The organism is Microbacterium sp. LWH12-1.2 (assembly GCF_040675825.1).
Classification (GTDB): Bacteria; Actinomycetota; Actinomycetes; order Actinomycetales; family Microbacteriaceae; genus Microbacterium.
Genome location: NZ_JBEGIJ010000001.1, coordinates 136,641 through 159,804, shown reverse-complemented (window position 1 = coordinate 159,804; position 23,164 = coordinate 136,641). Strand labels below are relative to the sequence as shown.

19 protein-coding genes are annotated in these 23,164 nt (G+C 67.4%); 3 read left to right on the top strand and 16 right to left on the bottom strand.

Annotated features, from left to right (window positions below; translation table 11 throughout):
* Positions 1–68 precede the first annotated feature (68 nt).
* On the top strand, positions 69–341 hold the full coding sequence (locus MRBLWH12_RS00720) for a GlsB/YeaQ/YmgE family stress response membrane protein (protein ID WP_341975644.1): 273 nt from the start codon (positions 69–71) through the stop codon (positions 339–341).
* Between the two features lie 115 nt (positions 342–456).
* Here the strand turns inward: MRBLWH12_RS00720 and MRBLWH12_RS00715 are convergent, their stop codons facing one another.
* The 11 genes from MRBLWH12_RS00715 to MRBLWH12_RS00665 all read right to left on the bottom strand — a co-directional run bounded on the left by MRBLWH12_RS00715 (position 457) and on the right by MRBLWH12_RS00665 (position 12,225).
* A complete protein-coding gene (locus MRBLWH12_RS00715) occupies positions 457–1,743 on the bottom strand; it encodes an RNA polymerase sigma factor (protein ID WP_363544973.1) in 1,287 nt (428 codons plus the stop codon).
* 1 nt (position 1,744) lies between these two features.
* Positions 1,745–2,170, bottom strand: a complete 426-nt coding sequence (locus MRBLWH12_RS00710; RefSeq protein ID WP_341975646.1) for a YciI family protein — start codon at positions 2,168–2,170, stop codon at positions 1,745–1,747.
* Positions 2,171–2,450: 280 nt separating this feature from the next.
* On the bottom strand, positions 2,451–3,860 hold the full coding sequence (locus tag MRBLWH12_RS00705) for a glycosyltransferase (RefSeq protein WP_363544969.1): 1,410 nt from the start codon (positions 3,858–3,860) through the stop codon (positions 2,451–2,453).
* Positions 3,851–5,437 (bottom strand): glutamine-hydrolyzing GMP synthase, encoded by a 1,587-nt coding sequence (guaA, locus tag MRBLWH12_RS00700; RefSeq protein WP_341975648.1) that lies wholly within the window; start codon positions 5,435–5,437, stop codon positions 3,851–3,853. Before guaA ends, MRBLWH12_RS00705 begins: the two co-directional genes overlap by 10 nt.
* A complete protein-coding gene (locus MRBLWH12_RS00695) occupies positions 5,434–5,904 on the bottom strand; it encodes a DUF3817 domain-containing protein (RefSeq protein ID WP_363544966.1) in 471 nt (156 codons plus the stop codon). The genes guaA and MRBLWH12_RS00695 overlap by 4 nt, the downstream gene beginning before the upstream one ends.
* Before the next feature lie 52 nt (positions 5,905–5,956).
* A complete protein-coding gene (locus MRBLWH12_RS00690) occupies positions 5,957–6,934 on the bottom strand; it encodes a class I mannose-6-phosphate isomerase (RefSeq protein ID WP_363544963.1) in 978 nt (325 codons plus the stop codon).
* Entirely contained in the window at positions 6,931–8,127 is a 1,197-nt protein-coding gene (locus tag MRBLWH12_RS00685) for an ADP-dependent glucokinase/phosphofructokinase (RefSeq protein ID WP_363544960.1), read from the bottom strand. Before MRBLWH12_RS00685 ends, MRBLWH12_RS00690 begins: the two co-directional genes overlap by 4 nt.
* A 31-nt stretch (positions 8,128–8,158) precedes the next feature.
* Positions 8,159–9,022 carry a ketose-bisphosphate aldolase gene (locus MRBLWH12_RS00680; protein WP_363544957.1) on the bottom strand — a complete coding sequence of 288 codons (864 nt, stop codon included), beginning with the start codon at positions 9,020–9,022 and terminating at the stop codon, positions 8,159–8,161.
* A 46-nt stretch (positions 9,023–9,068) separates the two neighbouring features.
* The gene (locus MRBLWH12_RS00675) at positions 9,069–9,914 is read right to left on the bottom strand and encodes a carbohydrate ABC transporter permease (RefSeq protein WP_341975653.1); all 846 of its coding nucleotides are present in this window, start codon (positions 9,912–9,914) and stop codon (positions 9,069–9,071) included.
* A gap of 2 nt (positions 9,915–9,916) precedes the next feature.
* Positions 9,917–10,840: a carbohydrate ABC transporter permease gene (locus MRBLWH12_RS00670; RefSeq protein WP_341975655.1), complete on the bottom strand. Its 924-nt coding sequence runs from the start codon at positions 10,838–10,840 to the stop codon at positions 9,917–9,919.
* Positions 10,841–10,926: 86 nt separating this feature from the next.
* On the bottom strand, positions 10,927–12,225 hold the full coding sequence (locus MRBLWH12_RS00665; RefSeq protein WP_363544953.1) for an ABC transporter substrate-binding protein: 1,299 nt from the start codon (positions 12,223–12,225) through the stop codon (positions 10,927–10,929).
* 230 nt (positions 12,226–12,455) lie between these two features.
* Between MRBLWH12_RS00665 and MRBLWH12_RS00660 the strand changes: the two genes are divergently transcribed.
* Complete coding sequence (locus MRBLWH12_RS00660) at positions 12,456–13,262, top strand: DeoR/GlpR family DNA-binding transcription regulator (protein ID WP_363544950.1); 807 nt, start codon at positions 12,456–12,458, stop codon at positions 13,260–13,262.
* A 91-nt stretch (positions 13,263–13,353) separates the two neighbouring features.
* Entirely contained in the window at positions 13,354–13,977 is a 624-nt protein-coding gene (locus tag MRBLWH12_RS00655) for a glyoxalase (protein ID WP_363544948.1), read from the top strand.
* Between the two features lie 121 nt (positions 13,978–14,098).
* Here MRBLWH12_RS00655 and MRBLWH12_RS00650 read toward each other — a convergent pair whose 3' ends face one another.
* The 5 genes from MRBLWH12_RS00650 to MRBLWH12_RS00630 all read right to left on the bottom strand — a co-directional run bounded on the left by MRBLWH12_RS00650 (position 14,099) and on the right by MRBLWH12_RS00630 (position 23,062).
* Entirely contained in the window at positions 14,099–18,436 is a 4,338-nt protein-coding gene (locus MRBLWH12_RS00650; RefSeq protein WP_363544946.1) for an ExeM/NucH family extracellular endonuclease, read from the bottom strand.
* A 237-nt stretch (positions 18,437–18,673) separates the two neighbouring features.
* Entirely contained in the window at positions 18,674–19,432 is a 759-nt protein-coding gene (locus MRBLWH12_RS00645; protein ID WP_341978503.1) for an SURF1 family protein, read from the bottom strand.
* Positions 19,433–19,491: 59 nt separating this feature from the next.
* Entirely contained in the window at positions 19,492–20,607 is a 1,116-nt protein-coding gene (locus MRBLWH12_RS00640) for a GuaB3 family IMP dehydrogenase-related protein (protein WP_341978505.1), read from the bottom strand.
* 49 nt (positions 20,608–20,656) lie between these two features.
* Positions 20,657–22,345, bottom strand: coding sequence for an ABC-F family ATP-binding cassette domain-containing protein (locus MRBLWH12_RS00635; protein WP_363544943.1), 1,689 nt, complete (start codon positions 22,343–22,345; stop codon positions 20,657–20,659).
* A 165-nt stretch (positions 22,346–22,510) separates the two neighbouring features.
* Complete coding sequence (locus tag MRBLWH12_RS00630; protein ID WP_363544940.1) at positions 22,511–23,062, bottom strand: OsmC family protein; 552 nt, start codon at positions 23,060–23,062, stop codon at positions 22,511–22,513.
* Positions 23,063–23,164 lie beyond the last annotated feature (102 nt).

Here is a 23,164-nt window from a genome sequence, read left to right as displayed (position 1 = left end):
TCCCGAAGCCAGCACAGTGGACTCACGAATCCCCGCAACTCGGGGATCCTGACACAAAGGAGCTGACCATGGGTTTCCTCGCCTTCATCATTCTGGGCCTTATCGCCGGTGCCATCGCCAAGCTCATCCTTCCCGGACGTCAAGGCGGCGGGTGGCTCGTCACCCTTCTGCTCGGCGTCGTCGGAGCCCTGCTCGGCGGCTGGATCGGCTCGATGCTCTTCGGCGTCGGTCTCGAGAACTTCTGGGATCTCTCGACCTGGCTGCTCGCGATCGGCGGTGCGATCATCGTTCTGCTGATCTACGGCCTGATCGTCGGACGCGGATCGCGCGTTCGCGACTGATCTCACCTCGCGCGTCGCGCGCGGTGAAAGAGGTTCCGCCTCTGCTCGGACAGCTTTGCTTCCGGCAGGGGCGGTTCCTGTCTGTGCCGCCGGCAGGAGTCGGCGGCACAGATCCTCATCTCCCGGCGGCCTTCGCCTCGAGCAGGGCCCGTTCTCGGTCGTTCCCGGCGAGAGATGCCGCGACCGCGAACTCGCTTCGCGCCTCGTCGTTTCTGCCCAGACGCAGCAGCAGTTCTCCGCGCGTCGCCGGGAGCAGGTGGTACCCCCGCAGGGCCCCCGACTCGGCAAGGCGGTCGATGATTCGCAAGGCGGATGCGGGACCGGTGGCCATCGCGACAGCAGCCGCGCGGTTCAGCTCGACCACCGGTGACGGCGCGATCCGGCCCAGCGCCTCGTAGAGCACGACGATCCGTTCCCAGTCGGTCTCCTCGAGCGATGCCGCCACCGCATGGCATTCCGCGATCGCCGCCTGCAGCCCATAGGCCCCGCGACCTCGGCCCAGAGCATCCGCCCGAGCCAGCGCGGCTCGCCCACGGGAGATGCGCCCCCGATCCCAGCGTCGGCGGTCCTGGTCCCCCAGCAGCACCGGATTCCCCTGACCGTCGACGCGAGCCGCGAACCGTGCCGCGGTGAGCTCCATCAGCGAGAGCACGCTGTGCACGTCGCGCTCGCGGGGCATCAGGGCCGCAAGCACTCGTGTGAGCCGGATCGCCTCTTCGCTGAGTTCCGGGCGCATCCAGTCCGAGCCGCCGCTGGCGGTGTGCCCCTCGTTGAAGATCAGATAGAGCACCCCGAGGATCGCTCCGAGTCGTTCCGGCTGCTCCTCCCTCGACGGCACCTCAAACGGCACGTTCGCGGCAGCGAGGGTCTTCTTCGCCCGCACGATGCGCTGCTGCACGGTGGCGGTCGGCACGAGAAAAGCCCGCGCGATCTCCTCGCTCCCGAGGCCGCCGACCACGCGCAGGGTGAGCGCGACCTGCGCCTCCCGCGACAGCACAGGGTGGCAGGAGATGAAGATCAGACGCAGCACATCGTCGTCGACGGCATCCGGATCCCAGGGCAACGCATCGATGGACTGCTCGCGTTCCAGGTCGTGAGCGATCGCGGCGAGCCTGTCGTCCAGGCGTTCACGTCGACGCCAGCCGTCGATCGCCTTGCGCTTCGCCACCGCCGTCAGCCAGGCTGCCGGGTTGCGCGGAACGCCCTCGACGGGCCACTGCCGCAACGCGTCGATCAGCGCTTCCTGGGCGAGGTCCTCTGCGAGCCCGAAGTCGCCGACCATACGCGTCAGCGTCGCGACGATCTTGGCCGATTCGATGCGCCAGACTGCCGCGACGGCGCGCTCCGCCGATGTCTGATCGGATGCGGAGCGCGTCGCCTGGTCTGCAGAAGGGTCGCTCATCTCACTGCTGGGCGCGCTGCGCCTGCTCGTCGCGCCAGCCCTCTTCCTTCTGGATCCACTCGTTGTCGGCGGGGAAGTCGTCGAACTCGGTCACCCGCCGCACCTCGAGGAACGATCCAGGGCCGAGGGGCGCACGTCCGGCCCACTCCGCCGCCTCTTCGCGCGAGGAGACCTCGATGATCCAGAAGCCGTTGAACAGTTCCTTGGTCTCGCCGTACGGGCCGTCGGTGATCAACGGCGCCTCCGCGCTGAAGTCGACGACGAATCCCTCGGCAGCGTCGGTGAGCCCCTCGCCGGCCAGAAGCACGCCCGCCTTCATCATCGACTCGTTGTACTTGCCCATGGCCTCGATGACCTGCTCGAAGGGGGTGTTCTTGTACGCCTCCACAGCCTCGTCCGTCGCGCGCATGATGAGCATGAACTTCATGATGTTCTCCTTGGTGTCCTGGGTCGTTTTCGACCCTCTCATTGAAGACGTCGAACGAGAAGACCCTGGATCGACATGGGGAGAGAAAAAGTTCGCATCGGCTCCCAGCGAGCGGCCCCGGCCAGGGGGCGAAGAGTGCCGCATCCCTCGCTCTGACCCGACCACCCGCGCCCCCTCGCCCTAGAGAGGAGACACGGATGGTCGCATGCAGTGCCCTCAGGCGACCATCCGCGACTCCTCCGGAGCCGCCCGATGACACCTGGTCGCCGGTCCGGCCGACTCAGCGTCGCGCCGGCGCCGCCAGCACGCCGCGTGCGACGTCGGCAAGTGCACCCATCGCCGCCTCGGGGCTCCATACGCCCGCTGCCGCACCGGTCTGGCCGTGCAGTCGCTCCCAGAGCGCGGGGTCGGAGAGCAGGCTGCGCACGGCCTCGGCCAGAGCATCCCCATCACCGTCCGGCACCAGCACTCCCCCACCACCGCCCAGGATGTCGCCAGGACCGTAACGCACGTCGTACGACACGGCCGGTGCACCGTGGGCAAGAGCCTCGACGATCGACAGCCCCTGAGCCTCGAATGCCGTCGCGGTGAGCACCACGGACGCGCGATCCAGCACCGCTGCGGGATCCTCCGCGAACCCCGCGAGAAGCACCCGCTCTCCGGCATCACACTCCTCGATCAGTTGCTGCAGTCGTGCCCGTTCCGGCCCGTCGCCCCAGATCTCGAGGCGTGCGTGCGGCACATCCGCATGCAGGAAGGCACGGATCGCGTGATCGATGCGCTTGCCGGCCGCGAGCCGGCCCAGCACGACGACGAGCCCCGGCTCGCGTTCTGCCACGCGCAATCGAGGAGGTCGCACACCATGCGGAACGACGTGGTGGGTGCTCTCGCCGCCGAAACGGCGCACCACGTCCTGACGCTGGGTGGGGGTCGGCCAGACCACGGCGTCGAAGCCCTCGGCGAGCGCGAACCATCGGGACCAGAGGGCGTTGAGCGGCGCATCCGGCGTGTAGGGCGGCTCCACGTGCATCGTGTGGATCGTGTGAATGAGCCGCACCCGCGGATGCGCCCAGTCGACGATCAGCTCGCCGAGCTGCCGCGACTCGCAGATGACGACGATGGGCCGTTCGCCCACGGACGCCGCGATGTGTTCGAGCCAGGCACGGTAGATGCCACCGAATCCCGCGAGGGCACCGACCGCTGTGCCCGTGGAGTCGTAGACGCGCACCGGCTCGGTCGTGAGGTGCCAGTCCGGATCTCCGGCGATCACCGGAAGCGCCGCGAAGGGGCGACCGGATTCATCCGCCAGCGTTCGATACTCACGCCCCGGCGTCTCCGCGAGGCCGACGTCAGCCGCTCGAAGCAGCCACTCCGCGGCGCCGCCATCCGGAGCCTGAGCCTCGTCGAAGAGGTTGCGGAGCCGTTCCGGCGACGCGAGCGCTCCCCGCTCGGCGAAGACGCGACGATGCTCCGCATGCGCGGCAGCCGTACCGGGGTCGAACGTCAGCAGCTGCGGTCCGCGACCGTCGGCGACGCCCGCATCCGCCATCTGCTTCGCACGCGCCAGCGTCGCGATCGTGTAGCCGCCGTCGAGATCAGGAATGAGCCGGCTGGACAGCACGAGATACTCGGCGTCCGGGAAGACCCCAGACGCCGAGGAAGAGGACGTATCGACGTCCTCTACTCCCACTCGATGGTCCCCGGCGGCTTGGAGGTCACGTCGAGGACGACGCGGTTGACGTCGCGCACCCCGTTGGTGATGCGGTTCGAGATCTTCGCCAGCACGTCGTACGGCAGGCGCGTCCAGTCGGCCGTCATCGCGTCTTCGCTGGAGACCGGTCGCAGCACGATCGGGTGACCGTAGGTACGTCCGTCGCCCTGCACGCCCACCGAGCGCACGTCGGCGAGGAGCACGACGGGGCACTGCCAGATCGTCTGGTCGAGCCCCGCCTTCGTGAGTTCTTCGCGCGCGATGGCGTCGGCCTCACGCAGGATCTCGAGGCGGTCGCGCGTGACTTCGCCGATGATGCGGATGCCGAGGCCCGGCCCCGGGAAGGGCTGACGCCCCACGATCGCCTCGGGGATGCCGAGCTCCCGGCCGATGGCACGGACCTCGTCCTTGAAGAGAGCTCGCAGCGGTTCGATGAGCTCGAAGTCGAGGTCGTCCGGGAGGCCGCCGACGTTGTGGTGCGACTTGATGTTGGCCGTGCCCGTGCCGCCACCGGACTCCACCACGTCGGGATACAGCGTGCCCTGCACGAGGAATTTGATCGGGGCTCCACCGGTCTGGCGGGCCTCCTCGACGAGGTCGAGCTGCACCTTCTCGAAGGCGCGGATGAACTCGCGACCGATGATCTTGCGCTTCTCCTCGGGGTCGGTGACGCCCTCGAGGTGGCCGAGGAAGGTGTCTTCCGCGTCGACCGTGATCAAACGCACGCCGGTGGATTCGACGTAGTCCTTCTCGACCTGCTCGCGCTCGCCCTTGCGGAGGAGACCGTGGTCGACGAACACGGCGGTGAGCTGGTCGCCGATCGCCTTGTGCACGAGGGCCGTCGACACCGCCGAGTCGACGCCGCCGGACAGCGCCGAGATGACACGGGCATCGCCGACCTGCGCGCGGATCCGCTCGACCTGCTCGGCGATCACGTTGCCGCTGTTCCAGTCGGCGGCGAGGCCTGCACCCTTGTGCAGGAAGTTCTCCAGCACTCGCTGGCCGTGGTCGGAGTGCTTGACCTCGGGGTGCCACTGCACGCCGTAGAACCCGCGCTCCTCGTTCGCGAAGGCAGCGACCTTGGTGGCATCCGTCGTCGCGAGCACCTCGAAGCCCTCGGGTGCCTTGGCGACCTGGTCGCCGTGGCTCATCCACACGTTCTGCTCGGCCGGCTGGCCGCCCAGCAGTGTGCCGCCGTCACCGGTGATGACGGCATCCGTCGCCCCGTACTCACGCAGGCCGGTGTGCGCGACTTCGCCGCCCAGGGTCTGCGCCATGTACTGGAAGCCGTAGCAGATGCCCAGCGTGGGCACGCCGAGGTCGAAAACGGCCGGGTCCAGGCGCGGAGCGCCCTCCTCGTACACCGAGGACGGGCCTCCGGAGAGGATGATCGCAACCGGGTTCTTCGCGGCGATCTCGGCGGCGGTGGCGGTGTGCGGCACGATCTCGCTGTACACGCCCGCTTCGCGGACGCGACGGGCGATCAGCTGCGCGTACTGCGCGCCGAAGTCGACGACGAGCGCTGGACGCTGCTGGGTCTCGGACTGTTCGGTCAACGGACACCTTCCGGGGCGGGAACGGGGGCCTCTGCGGCTTCCCTGGTTGCGAGGTAGGACTTCACGTCGCGGGCGACGATCGTCTCCATGATGAAGGAGAGCAGCGGGATGACGCCGCCGAGCGCGAGGAGCACCAGACGCAGCAGCGGCCAGCGCATCAGGCTCCACATGCGGAAGCAGGCGAAGAGGTAGACGACATAGAACCAGCCGTGCGCCACGAGGATGAACAGCGACAGGTTCGCCCCGTCGCCGGTGGACTCCAGACCCTCGGGGCCCTCCACGACCGGCGCGAACCACAGCGGACCGCCGGATCCGCCCGCGAAGAGCTCGAGGTGGATCGGCGTGTACTTGAGCACCATCTCGGCCACCAGCAGGAGCAGCATGACTCCGGTGATGATCGACGCGATCTGGTAGAACTTCAGTGCACCGCGGATCGCCGGAAAGCTGGCGACTTTCGGTTCGGGCATGCCACCAGTCTAGTCGTCGCCATCAGCTGCCTCATGCCCTCGCCGTTCTGCCTCAAGGCATCGGCGGTCGAGCGACCAACAGCTCCCCCGCCCCGCTCACGACGAGTCGACCGGCCGCGGCAGGTGTCAGCAGAGTCGTGCCCACCGGGAACGGCTGCCCCGCGATCTCCACGTCTCCGCTGGTGACCACCGAGAGGGAGAAACCAGGCGCGAGTTGCTCTGTTCCGGCGACAGGATGCCGATCCAAGCGGAAGTACTCATCGGCGTCGTGCGGGAAGACGGAACCGGAGGGCGGCGCCGCTCGCACGAGGTGCCGGAGCTCGGCCCGGCTCCGCCCGGACCGGCGGACGGCGGCGAGCGCGAGGTCGAAGCCCAGACCGAGGTGCCCGGCATTCGGACCGTCGACAGCGAAACCCTTCCACTCGAGCAGGATGGAGAGGTCCTCCGGCTGCTGCAGTTCGAGCAGCAGGACACCGGCGCCGATCGCGTGCAGCTCACCCGGCGGCACCCAGACGACGTCGCCTGGAGCGACATCCACCTCGTGCAGCAGCGCCAGCAGCGCTTCGACCTGCTGCGATGCCACGAGGGCCGAGAGTTCTTCCGCCTCGACGTCACGCCGGAGTCCGATGTGCACGACCCCGCCTTCGAGGATGTACCAGGCCTCGGCCTTGCCGTGGGCAATGCCGAGATGCGTCGCGGCGAAGGCGTCATCAGGATGCGCGTGCACCGGGAGTCGCTGGCCGGCATCCAGGAGCTTGACCAGCAGCCGCGCGTCCGCTCCCCACCGCGCGACGTGCGCGGCTCCGAGCCAGAACTCGGGATCGTTCATGATCGCATCCCGCAGCAGTTCACCGTCGGGGAGGCGGGTGAGCCCGAGTTCCGACTCTCCGCGGATCGTCGTGGTCGACCCGATCCAGTCCTCGGGCTCCCGCTCCTCCGACGAAAGCTCGCCGCGAAACGCGCTGATCCGCGCCCCTCCGCGATAGAAGCGCTCCGGAGGACGATTGGCGGGAAGCCTGATCGGCCTCACGCGCCCCGTCCACTCTGACTGCGCGCGGAGAGGAAGCCGCCGACGAAGCTGTCGCCGAGCCCGACCGTCGTCGGCGAAGGAACATCGAAGACGAATCCCGGCACACCGACGATGTCGCTTCGGAGGCTCTCGATCGCAGCGACCACCGCCGCTCCGCCGGCATGCCGTGGCATCGCGGCCGTGCTCTCGATATCCTCCGCCGTGAACCGGTCCCCCAGCCGGTACCGGGTCGCGGCCATGCGGACGGCGCTGTCGAGAGCCTCTCGGTGCCGTCGGGCGTGCGGACCGATCGCCATCGCCCAGTAGCGTGTGTGCACGACGAGCGTGGGCGACGGGATCCGCGCAGCGACCTCGTCGAGGGCGTCGACGATCGAACCGGCATCCAGCAGATTCACCGCGCGCCCGCAGTACTCCTGCAGCTCGTCCTCGTTCATGCTGTACACGTCGATCCGCGGGAGCAACCGCGCTCTCACCGTCTCCGCGAAGTCGCGGACATAGAAGCCTGCGTCCTCGTAGAAGACGAGCGCGTCGTCTGGCAGGCTGCGCATGGCCTGCTCCAGCTCATCCAGCCGCCGCTCGAGCAGCTCATGATCCTGCATCGTGTTGAACCCGGAGATGAGGAAGGCCGCTGCGCCCTCGAGAGCTGCGGGGAGTTCGGCGGCGATGGCCATCTCCCGGTTCGGGGGATCGTTCGCGAAGATCAGGCGGTTCGGCGCCGGCGAGACGACGTCTCCGTCCAGCATCCGGGCCCGGGCGCCCACCGGATACTGCACGATCAGGTGCGGGTCGAGGGTGTCGCGAGTGGCGGACGAGACGTAGGAGATCGATGGCGGCAGCAGCCGGCGCACGTTCTCGTCGATGCTCACCAGATGCTGGACGCTCGGGATGCTCAGGCGATCGAGCGCCAGGCCGGCACGCACGCCCGTGCCGCCGAGAGTGATGTCGTACTCGAAATGACTCACGAAGCGCTCGATGACGGCCGACGAGGCGACGAATCGCTCCGCACCGGTACCGGAGGCGAGGAAGGCGAGAATCGCCACGAGCAGCGAGCGCTCGTCGATGATCGGCGCCGTGGTCGTCAGTTCGTGCCTGCGCACTCGATGCTCGAGGGCGAGCCGATCGAGCACCGCGGTGTCCCATCGGAGTTCGTAGTCGACGGTGCCGCCGAGCCCGAGAACGAAATGTCTGTCCACGTCGCCGATCATCCTCCTCTCGCCCGCGGATTCAGTACAGCGAGGCCGTGCCGTCTGCGCCGAAGAGCCGGATCTTCTCCGCAGCGGTGACCTTCATCGCCGCGACGGAACCCGGCTGGATGGCATTGGGCTCCCGGAGCCGCTGATCGGTGCCGAGGATCTCGCGCATCCGGTTGTGGTACGAGACCTTGATGTCACTGGAGATGTTGATCTTGTTGATCCCGAGGCTCACCGCCCGGCTGAGCTCGCTGTCGGGGTTGCTCGACCCGCCGTGCAGCACCAGCGGGATGCCGACGGCCGCCTTGATCTGCTCGAGCAGGTCGTGACGCAGTTCGGGGTTCTTCTCCGCCGGGTAGAGCCCGTGGGATGTGCCGATGGCGATCGCGAGGCTGTCGACTCCGGTCTCCTCGACGAAGCGCACCGCGTCGGCAGGGTTCGTGTAGATGATCTCCGCCGCTCCGGATTCTCCGTAGCTGTCGTTCGCACCGATCGTGCCGAGCTCGCCCTCGACCTGGATGCCGACGGCGTGCGCGGCCTCGACGACCTTGCGCGTCAGGGCGACGTTCTCGTCGAACGGCAGCAGCGAGGCGTCGATCATCACCGAGGTGAATCCCGCCTTGATGGCCGTGATGATCTGCTCGTAGCTGCCACCGTGGTCCCAGTGAATCGCGACGGGAACGCTCGACCGGTGCGCACGGGAGTGCATCGCGGGAATGAGGTCGGTCGTGATGTGGGAGACCTCATCGGGGTGGATCGCGATGATGACCGGTGCGGACAGTTCCTCGCTGATGTCGATGATGCCGTTGAACATCGCCCAGTCGCTGATGTTGAACGCGGGGATCGCGAAGTTATGCGCGTTCGCGACATCGAGGATGGATTTGCCGGTGTAGAGCACGTGATTTCTCCTGTTTCGTGGTGGTCGAAGTCTGGGGTGACGGATGTCAGCTCTTCACCGAGCCGGCCGTGAGACCGCTGATGAAATAGCGCTGGAAGAAGAGGAAGAGGATGAGCACCGGGATCGACCCGAGCACGCTCATCGCCATGATCTGGTTCCACTCGTAGGAGTGCTGACCCATGAGCAGCTGGATGCCGATCGGCACGGTGCGCATGTCGATCGTGCGGGTGAGCGTGAGGGCGAACAGGTACTCGTTCCACGCGATCATGAACGTGTAGATGCCGACCGAGACGATGCCGGGAACCGAGATCGGCACCAGGATGCGCCAGAGGGCGGTCATGGAACCCGCGCCGTCGACCCGGACAGCCTCGTCGAGTTCCTTCGGCAGGGTGTTGAAGTACCCGGTCATCATGATGATCGCGTAGGGCAGCGTGAACACCATGTACGTGAGGATGAGGCCGGCGTAGGAGTTGTACAGTCCGAGCGCGACCATCAGGCCGAAGTACGGGATGAGCAGCGTGATCGGCGGCACGGCCTGCACGCTCACGATCACGACGTTCAGGATGCGCTTGCCGCGGAACTCGAAGCGGCTGAAGGCATAGGCCGCCTGGATCGCGACGATCAGCGTCAGGATCGTGACCGCTCCGGCGACGATGTAGCTGTTGAGGAAGAACCTCATCGTCTCCGGGTTCGTGAAGATCGCGATGTAGGCCTCGAACGAGAACGTATCGGTGATCAGGCGCGGCGGCAGTTCGAAGATCTGGGTGTTCGACTTGAACGAGCTCGAGAGCATCCACAGCACAGGCCCCGCAGCGAACACCGCACCGAGGATGAGGCCGATCGTGACGCCGGTCTTCGCCGCGAGACGCTGGTTCTTGACGGTGAGAGCCATGATCAGTCCCTCGCTTTCTGGTGACGGACGTAGAACACGGCGAGCACCATCGACATGAGCAGCACCAGCACGGCGGAGGTCGCTGCGAGCGAGAAGTCGTACTTGGCGAAGGCCAGCTTGTAGGTGAAGGTGCTGAGCACCTCGGTGACGTCGATGGGACCGCCACCGGTCGTCATCCAGATCAGGGCGAACTGCTGAGATGTCCAGATCAGGTCGAGCAGCACCAGGCTGACGATGATCGGCCGCAGCTGCGGGATGGTGACGTTCCAGAACCGCTGCACAGCGCCGGCGCCGTCGACCGTGGCCGCTTCGTTCAGTTCGTTCGGGATGCCTTGGAGACCGGCCAGCAGGCTGACCATGAAGAAGGGATACCCGGCCCAGATGTTGATGAAGATGATGGTGCCGAGCGCGAGCTGCGGTGAGGCGAGCCATTCGATGTCGGTGTTGAGCAGGAAGTTGACGACGCCGTTGGGGGCGAGCAGCATGCGCCACAGCACCGCGATCACGGCGACGGTGAAGAGCCACGGCAGCACGTACAGGGCCCGGAACACGGATCTCGCGAAGCCCCCGAGCAGCGGACTGTTCAGCATCATCGCGAAGCCGAGACCGAGTACCAGGTGCGCGACCACGCTTGCGACCGTGAACAGGATCGTGTTGCCCGTGGCCTTCCAGAAGCCGGGGTCCGAGAGGATCTCCACGTAGTTCGCGATGCCGACGAACTCCGGGGACTTGTTCAGGATCACGTTGTCCTGGAACGAATAGCCGATCACCATGATGATCGGAACGATCATCAGCACGAACAGCAGGATCATCGTGGGCGAGAGGAAGGCGTAGGACTCTGTCGTCTTGCGCAACTGGCGGCGTCTGCGCGACAGCGAGACTCCGGTGACGATCACCTCGGTGTCGTCCGTGGTTCTGAGGCTCATGGGAACCGGTGCTCCTTGGTTGGTCGGGTGCCGCATCGGATCGAGTCTCGCGATGCGGCACCCCGTTCATGCGGGGAGGCGGGAGATCAGAACTCCGCCTTCCAGGCGTCCTGCGCCTTCTTCAGCGCATCGTCGATCGACTGCTGCCCATCGAAGGCGGCCTGCAGCTGTTCGCCGAGCAGTCGCATGAGCTCTTCCGCGACGGGCAGTCCGGTGAATTCGTTCGCCGGGTAGCCTTCCTGGTAGATCTCGAAGGCCTTCTTGAACAGCTCGTCGTCGTTGACGAAGTCCGGCACCGACTTCGAGTTGCCGGGGAACGCCTTGGCCATCGTCGACAGCTCGGAGTTCGTCTCCTCGCTCATCAGGAACTCGACCAGCTTGAAGGCGGCTTCCTTGTGCTCGGAGTTCTCGGCGACGCCGATACCCCAGGACGCGTAGGGGATGCCCCGCTCGCCGTCGTATCCGTCTTCCGCGGGGAGAGCCGAGATCGAGAACTTCAGATCGGGGTTCGTCTCACGGATCAGATTGATGTGCGCCAGCGAATCGATCATCATGCCGGCACGGCCGTTGGTGAACTCCTCGACCTTGTCCTGCTCCTTCATGGTGAAGGAACCGGAGGCGATCACGCCGTCGTCCCAGAGGCCGCCGATGAAGTCGACCGCCGAGGTGACGTCGTCGTTGGTCAGGTCCGGCTGGCCGTCTTTCAGCATCGAACCGCCGGATGCCCAGACCCACGACATGACGTCGTTCTGCACGCCGTTCGGAGCCTCGAGCGAAAGCGGGAGCACCCAGCCCGACGCGTCGCCGCCGAGTGCGGAGACCTTCGCCGCGGCATCCGCGAACTCGGTGCGCGTGGTCGGCGGGGCCGTGACGCCGGCTTCGGCGAGAAGAGTGTCATTCGTGAACATCGGATAGACGAAGTTCACGACCGGGATCATGTACGTGCTGCCGTCGACCTGGATCTGGCTCGCCAGTTCGCTGTCGTCGTAGTCGTACTCCTCCATGAGCGCGCTCAGGTCGGAGATGACGCCCTGCGAGGCGAAGTCGTTCACCCAGGCGCCGTCGAGGCCGACGACGTCGGGCATGGTGCCGGATGCTGCTCCGGCGAAGAGCTGCTCCTTGGTCGACGCATACGGTCCGCTCACCAGATCGACCGTGATGCCGGGGTTCGCTTCTTCGAACTTGTCGATCAGCGCGCGGAACTCGCCGTCGGGGAGTTCGGGCTCCCACCACTGGGCGAACTCGATCGTGACGTCGCCGCCACCGCCGCCGTCGGTTGTGCCGCTGTCGCCTGCCGCGCAACCTGCCACGGCCAGGACTGTCACGGCTGCTGTCGCTGCGCCGGCGAGCTTCAGAATGCGTCGCCCTCGCCCCACTGTGATCATCACTTCTCCTCTTCGAGATCGTGCCGCATAACGCACTCTCATGCTTCTTCATGCGGTTTTGAGCCATGTTATGCCGGAATCTAGCCAATAGTCAAGGGCTTCTCTGCCGAGAATTGCACTCCAGGTCCCGGGTTCCCGCGTCCAGGCCACGAAAACCACTGGCGGAAACCGCCTGCCGTTTTGTGCATGATTGTGCCGCACTCCACCGCCATGTGTGCCAACATGTCTGCATGGACGCTTCTGCAAAGGCCCACCGACGCCGCCTCCCTGCCGGCAGGAAGGCAGATCTCGCCGCCTACGTCGAGCAGACGGGCCAGGTCACGGTCGGCGATCTCGCGGAGCACTTCAACGTCTCGATCGACACGATCCGGCGGGATCTCGACCAGCTCGATCGCGAGGGCGTGCTCATCCGGACGCATGGCGGAGCCGTCAGCGCCGCGAACGGCCAGCTCAAGGACCGCGCCCTCGACGTCCGCCTCAACATGCAGAAAGAGGAGAAGGAGCGGATCGCGCGCCTCGCCGCCGATCTCGTGCCGGACGGCTCAGTGGTGATGCTCAACGCGGGGACGACGACGCTCGCCGTCGCCCGCGCACTCCGCAATCACCGCGACCTCACGATCGCGACGAACAACCTGCGCATTCCCGCGGAGATCTCGCCGTCGGCCTTCCGCGATCTGTTCGTCTTCGGTGGCGCCGTGCGTGCCATCACCCAGGCGACGACCGGCCCCGTCACGTTCACGATGACGCCGGGCGGACCCGAAGTCGACATCCGCTGCGATCTGGCCCTCATCGCCGTCGGCGCCGTCGACCAGGACGGGTACTCGACCTCCAACCTCGGCGACGCCGCCATGATGTCCGAGATGATCCAGCGCGCCGAGCGGATCGCGGTGCTCGCCGATTCGTCCAAGTTCGGACGTCGGCTGTTCGCGCAGATCGCCACACTCGAGCGCGTCGACTACCTCATCACCGACAAGGCCCCGCCGCGTGAGGTGGCGGCGGCGCTCGCACAGGCCGATGTCGAGGTCCTCACGCCGTAGCGGTCGCTGATTTCTCCTGGCCCCGCACCACGATCGAAGTGAGCAGGAATCGAGAAGCGCGCCCTTGTGCAGCATCCGTAACGTCGAGGTCATGAACAACACCATCGACTCCATCACCCTCCACGTCTCCGATGTCGCCGCCGCAGAGGCGTTCTACACACAGGCCTTCGGGCTCGGCGATCGGCTTCTCTTCCGCGCCGCGGATGCCGACACCTCCGGGTTCCGCGGCTACACCCTCTCGCTCGTCGTCTCTCAGCCGGCGAACGTGCACGCTCTCATCGACGCAGCCGTCGCCGGCGGCGCCCGCGTCATCAAGCCGGTCTCGAAGTCGCTCTGGGGCGTCGGCGGCACCGTCCAGGCACCGGACGGCGCGATCTGGAAGGTCGCGACGACCGCCAAGAAGGACACCACGCCCGCCAGTCGGAGTGTCGACGAGATCATCCTGCTGATCGGCGCTGCCGATGTCGTCGCGTCGAAGACCTTCTACGCCGAGCGCGGCATCCGCGTCGCCAAGAGCTTCGGCCGCAGCTACGTGCAGTTTGAGACCGGCACGGGCTCCATCGGCCTCGGCCTGTACCGTCACGCCTCCCTCGCCAAGGACGCCGGAGTTCCCGCGGATGGATCCGGCTCACACCGCCTGACCGTGAACGGCGTGCTCGGTGCCGCGGTCGACCCCGACGGATTCGCCTGGGCGCCTGTCGAGGCACGGGTCTGACGTCCAGGTCCCCACGAGCCGAAGAACATCGCACGGCCACTGCGAGGTGCCGGAACACGACGGAGGCCGCCGGGATCACTCCCGGCGGCCTCCGTGTTCGCGTTCAGGCGAGCGTGCTCGGCTACGAGGTGCGACGACGACGGGCGACGAACAGCCCGAGGCCGAGCGCGAGCAGCAGAACCGCCAGCACGACGTAGGGAGCGGAATCCGCACCCGTGGTCGCGAGACCGTTGCCGTTGCCGTTTCCGTTGCCGCCCGCTGCGGTGACGGTCAGAGAAGCGGTCGCCTCGGCGCCATCCGGCTGGATGACGGCGATGGTGTGCTTCCCCGCGGAGGTGTTCTTCGGAATGGTGACCGTGGCCGAGAACGTTCCGTCCTCATTCACCGTGACAGCCCCGACCTTCACCGGAGTGGACCGCAACTCGATGACGAGTTCGGCCCCGGCATCGAAGCCCTCGCCCGACACCGTGACGGTGCCGCCTGCGGCGACGGTGACGTCACTCAGCGAGATCTCGCCGGAGGCCACCGGCGCATCGGCGAACACCATCGGAATGACGACCGACGTTCCCGTGCCGGCGACGGCGACGTCGAGCTGCTGCTCGCCGTAGACGCCCTCAGGCACCGTGAATGTCAGGCTCGACCGCCCCGCCTCGTCCGTCGTGTCGACGGCGACCGGATCGATCGCGCCAGAGGCCAGCTCAGTGTCACCCAGCGTGAGCGACACAGCGCCCGGCGCTGCTTCGCCACCGGTGAAGGCGAGCGACGACAGCGAGACCGTGACCTCGTCGCCGGGGCTGTAGCCATCGGCGTCCGCCGGGCTGACCGTGACGCCGACCGCGCGCTGAGCGAGATCCGGCGACGCGGTCTTGTTCGCCTCGAACCAGTCGACCATCGACTGCAGGTCGACCTTGCCGGTGTCGGCCTTGTTCTTGCCCTCGGCGAAGGTGAAGAAGTTGTCGCCACCGGCTGCCAGGAACGAGTTCGCCGCCACGGAGTATGTGGCCGCCGGGTCGATCGCCACGCCGTCGAGCGTGATCGAGGTGATACGCGCACCCGCCGCAGCCGCAGGGTCGTAGGTGTACTCCAGCCCCTCGGATACGCCGAGCTTGAGGAACGGTCGCGCTGCTGCCGCCGGCTGCCACTGCTCCTCCAGCACCTGCTTCAACTGCGCACCGGTAAGGTCGAGCGTGACCAGCGTGTTGGCGAACGGCTGCACGGTCGCGGCCTCACGGAACGTGACGTTGCCCGCCGGGTCCGTGTCACCGGTCGCCGCGTGCTTCAGATTCGCCCGCAGACCGCCCGGGTTCATCAACGCGAGGTCAGCACCCGTCGACCACTTCTGCACGTCGGCGACGAAGTTGCCGAGAGTGGATTCCCCACCGCGGTTGTCGGTCTTGCCATCGCTCTGACGCGCACGGTTGAAATCGGCCGTGATGTCACCGACCTTGACGGCTCCGAGCACATCGGCTTCGGCCTTGGCCGCATCGACGATCGACTGCACCTCCGGCACGGCCGGGTACAGCGGTACCGAGACCTTGTCGACGAGCTTGGTGAGCGGCTTGATCTCGTTGGTGATGGAGATCAGCTCGTGCGACTTCGCGTCGACCTGGATGTTCATCAGGCCGAGGTTCTCGCCGTACTGCCCTGCCGAGACGACCGGGCGGCCCTCGATGACGTGGTTGTAGGCGAGGTGCGTGTGCGCGGAGACGATGGCGTCGACGTCCTGGTCGACCCCGTAGACGATCTCACCGAGCGGCGATTCCGGGGTGACGCTGGACAGTTCGACGCTCGCGGCTCCCTCGTGCACGAGCAGGATGATGACATCCGCCTCACCGTTCGACGGGTCGCCGTCGCGCAGGTCGTCGGCCACGGCGTTCACGGAGTCGACGATGCTGCGCACCTCGAGATCCGCGATGCCGTCCGGCGAGACGAGCGAGCCGAGATCCTCGGTGACAGCACCGACGAAGCCAACCTTGACACCCTGCAGCTCCTTCACCCAGGCCGGGGCGAGCGCGGGCTCGCCGGTCTCGGTGACGAACACGTTCGCCGAGATGTACTCCCAGTCGGCGCGGTCCTGTACGCGGCCCTCCAGATCGGCCCATCCCTGGTCGAACTCGTGGTTGCCCGCAGCGCTCACGTCGAGACCGGCCGCGTTGAGCGCGTCGATCGTGGGGTTGTCATCGTTGATGAACGACGTGAACGTGGAGGCGCCGATCAGGTCGCCGGCTGCGGCGAAGATCGTGTTCGGGTTGGCCTCGCGGAACTGCTTGACCGCACCGGCCATGACGGCGGCACCGGCTGCGGTGCCATCGGCCTCGATACGACCGTGGAAGTCGTTCATCGTGACGACGTCGATGCTCACGGGCGGGAGGTCGCTCGAGACGCCGACGACGATCGGGTCGTGGTCGCTGGAGCGGAACGGCGTTCCCGTCTCGGTGGCCGCGTACGCGAAGCCGCGGTCGCTCCACTCCGGCGAGTTGATGCCCCACACGCCGGCACCCGTGATGGATGCCGACAGTTCAGGCGACGCGATGACGTGGTCGAGCGAGCCGAGCTCGCCGTCGAACGAGTACGTGTACTGGCCCGACGCCTTGTCGGCGACGAGGTCGCTCCAGCCCGCCGACGTGAACACGTCGATCGGGTCTTCCTTGCCATAGGCGTTGAAGTCACCGATCAGCAGCATGTCATCGCTGCCCGACGTCGACGTCAACTCCTCGGTGAAGGCGAGCAGCGACTGCGCCTGCTCGACGCGGTCCGCGTTGAAGAATCCCTGTCCGTCGGCCGGCTCCGAGGTGCCGTCCTTCGGATCGGACTTCGACTTGAAATGGTTCGCGACGACCGTGACGACACGGCCGTCGATGTCGAACGCCTGGGCGATGGGCTCGCGGGCGTTGCCCCACACCGACTCATCGATGACGGTCGCGCTGTCGCCCTTCGGGGTGACCGCGTCCTTCTTGTAGATGATGGCGTTGGTGATGTAGTCGGTCGTCGCCGCGTCGCTGAGCGCCGCGGGGGTGGGAACGTACGCCCAGACCTCGCTGCCGGCCGCAGCGTTCAAGCCGGCGACCAGATCGGCGAGCGCCGAATCGATCGGCTTGCCCAGCTTGACCGAGTTCTCGATCTCCATGAGCGCGACGATCTCGGCATCCAGCCCGTTGATCGCCGAGACGATCTTGGACTTCTGGATGGTGAACTGCGCAAGCGTAGCTGCCCCGCGGGCATCCGGGTTCTCGGTCTTCAGCGTCGTGAAGTAGTTGTAGACGTTGAAGGACGCGACCTGCGCATCGCCGCCCACCTCCGGGGCGGATGCCGAGCGCGGGTTCGTCGATGCGAACCCGACCTTCAGATCTGCCGGGGAAGCGTCGTCGATCGGCACCACCGGCTGCAGACGCCAGTCGTCGAAGCCCCACTGCAGGACGTAGCCGTTGTCGCCGAACTCGACGGTGTCGCCGCTGCGGACGACCTCGTCCTTCGTGAAGTACGGCTGCTCACCCGGGTGGTTCTTATTGGTGACCTGCAGCGACCAGCCGTCATCGAGGAAGATGCGGTTCGCGCGGTTCTCCGCGGCGATCGCCGCCGCCTCGTCGCCCGGACGCGTCGTCTCGGTGCTCTTGACGTTCAGGTCGGCGCCGGCGTTCAGCCAGAGTGCGCCGAAGTTGTAGAGCTGGTGGCTGGATGCCAGGCGGTAGGTGCCGGCCGGAGCCACGTACATGTTCTCGTACTGTTCGCGGTCTGCGCCGAGCACGGTGTCGGGCAGCGGCGTCGCGGCGGGCACGCCTGCGCCGGCGGTGACGACCTCGATGCCCTCGATCGCTGCCGGGCTGACCTGGGTCTGGCCGAAGTACTCGCTCACGGCACCGGTCACCGAGACGAGGTCGCCGATGTTGAGCGCAGGTGCGAGCGCGTTCAGGAACACGAAGATGCCGTCGGACGCGCCGGGCGTGGCATCCGTGGCGCCGCCGGCGCCCTGCGTCTGGATGACGATGCCCTTGTAGCCGCCGGTGCGATAGTCGGCGGTGACGACGCCCTCGATCGTGACGGTCTGCCCGGCGAGCGGGGAGACGTCAGTGGTGCCCTGCACCTCGGCGATCGTGTGCGTCGCCGGGGTCGCGGCGAGCGGAGCAAGCGGGGCGGACTCCTGCGGGACGACCTCTTCGACCGCCTTCGCGTCGGGAGCCGGGGTGTCCTCGTCGGGGACCTCGGCATCCGGCGCGGGGGTCTCCGGCGCTGCCGTCTCGGCGGTCGCGTCCTCCGGGGCCGGGGTCGTCGGTGCCGAAGTCTCCGTCGTGGAGACGGCCGGCGCATCGACGGGCTGCTCGACCGCGAGCGCCGGGGCGGCGCTCATCGGGCCGATGACGAGAGCGACTGCCGTGGTCAGGGCGAAAGCGCCTGCACGCCCCCGCTTCCGGTTCACGGATGATTCGAGGCCCTTGCGGGCATCGTCGGGGACAAGCATCATTCGGGTGGTCTCCTCGACATTGCAGACGGAAACGGCGGCTCTCATGAAGCGCCGTCGCGATGCGCACCGGACTCCCAGCGCACACACATGTTAGGGAGCTTACGGAGCAGCAGGGACATCCTCAACGGTGTTTGCCTATTCGTCACCTGGCGCTCACCCGATCGCACAAATCGTTCGGAGGAAGCACACAATTGGCCGCTCAGGTGCGCAAAACGGTGTGCGCGATTGCGCGGATCGTCAGGCGGATGCCGCGCCAGCGGCATCCTCGAAGTCCTCGACCTCGCGCTCCCAGGCGTCCTTGGCGAGCCGGTACCAGAGGTAGAAGGCGAAGCCGGCGAAGATCGCCCACTCGGCGGCATAGAAGATGTTCAGCCAGTTGACCGGAGAGCTCTCGTCGGGCGCCGGCGACGCGATGTCGACGAGTCCGTCCGGGGCCTCCGCGGCGGCGAGGTAGGGCCGGTAGACATCGAGCTGTTCGATGTCATGCCATCGACTGAGAAGCATCGCCGTCGACATCCGATTCATCTGGGACGGGTCGTCGCGCGGCGGCACGACCGCGCCCTCATCGGAGATGATGCGTCCGATGATCGCTGTTTCGGTGCCGGTGGCATCTGCGTTCAGTGCCTCGACGGCGGCATCGGCCGTCTCGCGGTCGGGAGCCCACCCCAGCGCGACGGCGATCGAGGTGCGCTCAGCCACCCGCAGCTGGCCGGTCACCCAGAAACCCTCGACGTCGTCGTTGAAGCGCTGGGACACGACGAGGAAGTCGTCGGAGACCCACGTCCCCTCCGTGGAGACCCGCTGACCGACCTGCGGCTCCGGCAGGTACTCGCCGACGGCCACGACGTCGGTGAGCGGCAGCACTTCCTCGGTCGCGCCCGGAACCGGCGGGTCGCTGTCGATGGCTCGGCCCAACTGCCACTGCCCGAGCCAGGCGAACACTCCCGCGACGAGCAGGCACAGCACCAGCATCCCGATCCAACGACCGCGGAGCATCACCTCACGCAGGGTGGGCGGGAACAGCAATGGCGACGTCACGATGGAGTGCGCGACCCTCAGGCCTCGTACGGGGCGAGCACGACCTCGACCCGCTGGAACTCCTTGAGGTCGGAATAGCCCGTGGTCGCCATCGACTTGCGCAGCGCACCGATGAGGTTCGCCGTGCCGTCAGCGACGGGAGCCGGCCCGTACAGGACCTCCTCGAGCGTTCCGATGCCCTCGACGGCGACACGGTGGCCCCGCGGAAGCTTCGGGTGGTGCGCCTCGGGTCCCCAGTGGAACCCGCGCCCCGGCGCGTCGGTGGCGCGTGCGAGCGCAACGCCCAGCATGACGGCATCCGCGCCCATGGCGAGCGCCTTGACGATGTCGCCCGAGGTACCGACGCCGCCATCGGCGATCACGTGCACGTAGCGTCCGCCGGACTCGTCGAGGTAGTCGCGGCGCGCGGCGGCGACATCGGAGACGGCAGTGGCCATCGGTGCGTGGATGCCGAGGGTCGCGCGCGTCGTCGAGGCCGCTCCCCCGCCGAAGCCGACGAGCACGCCAGCGGCACCGGTGCGCATGAGGTGCAGAGCCGCCGTGTACGTGGCGGCGCCGCCGACGATGACGGGAACATCGAGGTCGTAGATGAACTTCTTGAGGTTCAGCGGCTCGGCGACGCTGGAGACGTGCTCGGCCGACACCGTAGTGCCGCGGATCACGAACAGGTCGACGCCGGCGGCGGCGACGGTGTCGTAGAACTCCTGGGTGCGCTGCGGGGTGAGCGATCCGGCGACCGTGACGCCGCCTTCGCGGATCTCGGCGAGACGGCGCGTGATGAGTTCGGGCTTGATGGGCTCGGAGTACAGCTCCTGCATCCGCACCGTCGCCTTCTCATCGCTGAGACCAGCAATCTCCGCGAGCAGCGGCTCCGGGTTCTCGTAGCGGGTCCACAGGCCCTCGAGATCGAGGACGCCGAGGCCGCCGAGCTGCCCGAGCATGATCGCCGTCTGCGGGCTCACCACGGAGTCCATCGGGGCGCCCAGCACCGGGATCTCGAAGCCGAAGGCGTCGATGGTCCATGCGGTCGAGACATCCTCGGGGTTGCGCGTGCGCCGTGACGGCACCACCGCGATGTCGTCGAACGTGTACGCACGACGCGCACGCTTTCCTCGGCCGAGCTCGATCTCCATGGTCACCCCTCCAGACTACCGGGCACCGGCCGCGGCATCGGCTTCCGGCTCAGCGCACCCGAGCGACGCGCTTCTCATCCCAGACCGGTACGTCCGATTCATAGACCTCGCCGTCGGAGCCGAAGACCAGGAATCGATCGAACGACCGCGCGAACCAGCGATCGTGGGTCACGGCGAGCACTGTGCCTTCGAACCGCGAGAGCGCGTCTTCGAGCGCCTCGGCGGATTCGATGTCGAGGTTGTCCGTCGGCTCGTCGAGCAGCAGCAGCGTGGACCCTGCGAGTTCGAGCAGCAGCACCTGGAACCTCGCCTGCTGACCGCCGGAGAGCGACTCGAAGGTCTGCTGCGCCTGACGGACGAGACCATAACGGTCCAGCGCCGAGCTCGCGGCATCCCTCGGCATCCCGGCGCGCCGTTCGTCGCCGCGGTGCAGGATCTCGAGCAGCGTGCGTCCGATGAACTCCGGATGCGCATGCGTCTGGGCGAACAGCCCCGGCACGACGCGGGCACCGAGCACGGCACGTCCGGTATGCGAGACCTCGCTCAACTGCTCACCGGTCGACGTGACGTGCCCCAGTGTCGAATCCGGGTCGCTGCCGCCGCGGGCGAGCAGTCGAAGGAAGTGCGATTTCCCCGAGCCGTTCGAGCCGAGCACACCGACCCGATCCCCGTACCAGACCTCGGCGTCGAAGGCCCTCATCAGACCAGCAAGCTCCAGGCCGGTGGCCACGACCGCGCGCTTGCCGGTTCGTGCCCCGCGCAGACGCATGTCGAACTCCTGAGCCGGCGGCCTCTCCTCGGGCGGACCGGCCTCCTCGAACTTCCGCAGCCGGGTCTGCGCAGCTTGGTAGCGCGAAGCGAAACCGTCGTTCGCGGATGCCTTCACCTTGAGGTTCGCGACGAGGATCCGCAGCTTCTCATGCTGCTCGTCCCATCGCCGGCGCAACTCGTCGAGCCGGTCCATCCGGTCGATGCGCGCCTGGTGGTAGGTGGCGAATCCGCCGCCGTGCACCCAGGCGGCGGCACCCGCACCGCCCGGTTCGAGGGTGATCAGGCGATCGGCCGCTCTCGCCAGCAGCTCCCGGTCGTGCGAGACCAGGAGCACCGTCTTCGGCGTCTGACGCAGCTGCTCCTCGAGCCAGCGCTTGCCCGGTACGTCGAGATAGTTGTCCGGTTCGTCGAGCAGCAGCACCTCGTCGGGTCCGCGCAGCAGCGCCTCCAGCGCGAGCCGCTTCTGCTCCCCTCCGGAGAGCGAGGTGAGTTCGCGGTACCGCGCCCGTTCGTACGGCACGCCGAGGGCGGAGACGGTGCACTGATCCCAGACGGTCTCGTGCTCGTAGCCACCGGCATCCGCGTACTCGGAGATCGCCGAGGCGTACGCCATCTGCGTGTCGTGCTCATCGCGCTCGATGAGTGCGTTCTCGGCGGCCTCCAGCGCCTCAGCCGCCGCTCGGATCCGCCGGGGCGCGACCCGGACGAGGAGCTCCTGCACGGTCTGCCCCGGCTCGCCGTGTCCGACGAACTGATCCATGACGCCGAGGCCGCCGTCGATCGTGACGACTCCCCCGTCGGGAGCCAGATCGCCACGCACGATCCGCAGCAACGTCGTCTTACCGGCACCGTTCGGTCCGATGAGCGCGCTCGTCGAGCCCGCGCCCACCCGGAACGTCACCTCATCGAGCAGTGGTCTGCCATCAGGCAGCGTCAGCGAAACGCTGGAAACATCGATATACCCCACGAGCGTGGCCGTCCTTCCGCCCGTGTACCGAGCCGACCAGGCTATCAGCTGTGCGCCGGACACGCGTCCGTTGCTCGTCTCGCCCCGAGCCGGGAGAAATCCCGAGGACAGGGCGATCCTCGCGGGCTCGTCCTGTCCTCGGGATTTTTCCTGTCGTGCGGATGCTTAGACGAGCACTCCCGAGGTCGGAACCGGGTTCGCGAACAGGTCGAGCACCGGGCAGTGCGCGTCGACGACCTGGCGGAGGTTCTCGTACTGCGGCTCGGTGTCGGGACCGGTGATGGCGACCGCCACCCGGACATCGTGGAATCCGGCGCGCCCGGACTCGTCGATCCCGAAGAGCTTGCGCACATCGAGGTCGCCTTCCGCGGTGATCTCGATCTCGTCGATCGTGAGGCCGAGCGCCTGTGCGTAGAGGCGGAACACCACGACCTGGCAGGAGACGAGGGCGCCGAGGGCGTATTCGACGGGGCTGGCCGCGAGGTCATCGCCCGCGAGGCCAGCGGGCTCGTCGACGAGGAACCGGTGCTTGCCCGCACGGATCTCGGTCGCGACCGCACCGATGCCGCGGCCGGTGACCTTGTAGGTGAGTCCAGCGGTGCCGGGATCGGCAGCGATGCGCTCGTTCCATGCCGTTCCGGCTTCGGTGAGCCGCGCGGCTCGCTCCTCGGGGGTGACGTCGATGATGGTTTCGATCTGTTCCTGGATGAGAGTCATGACGCGACCGTAAACGAGCGCGGCCCGTCTTCGACGGGGGCACCGTCACCGACCGTCATCCCGCGTTGCAGACCGTCATCCCACGTCGCGGGCCGTCATACG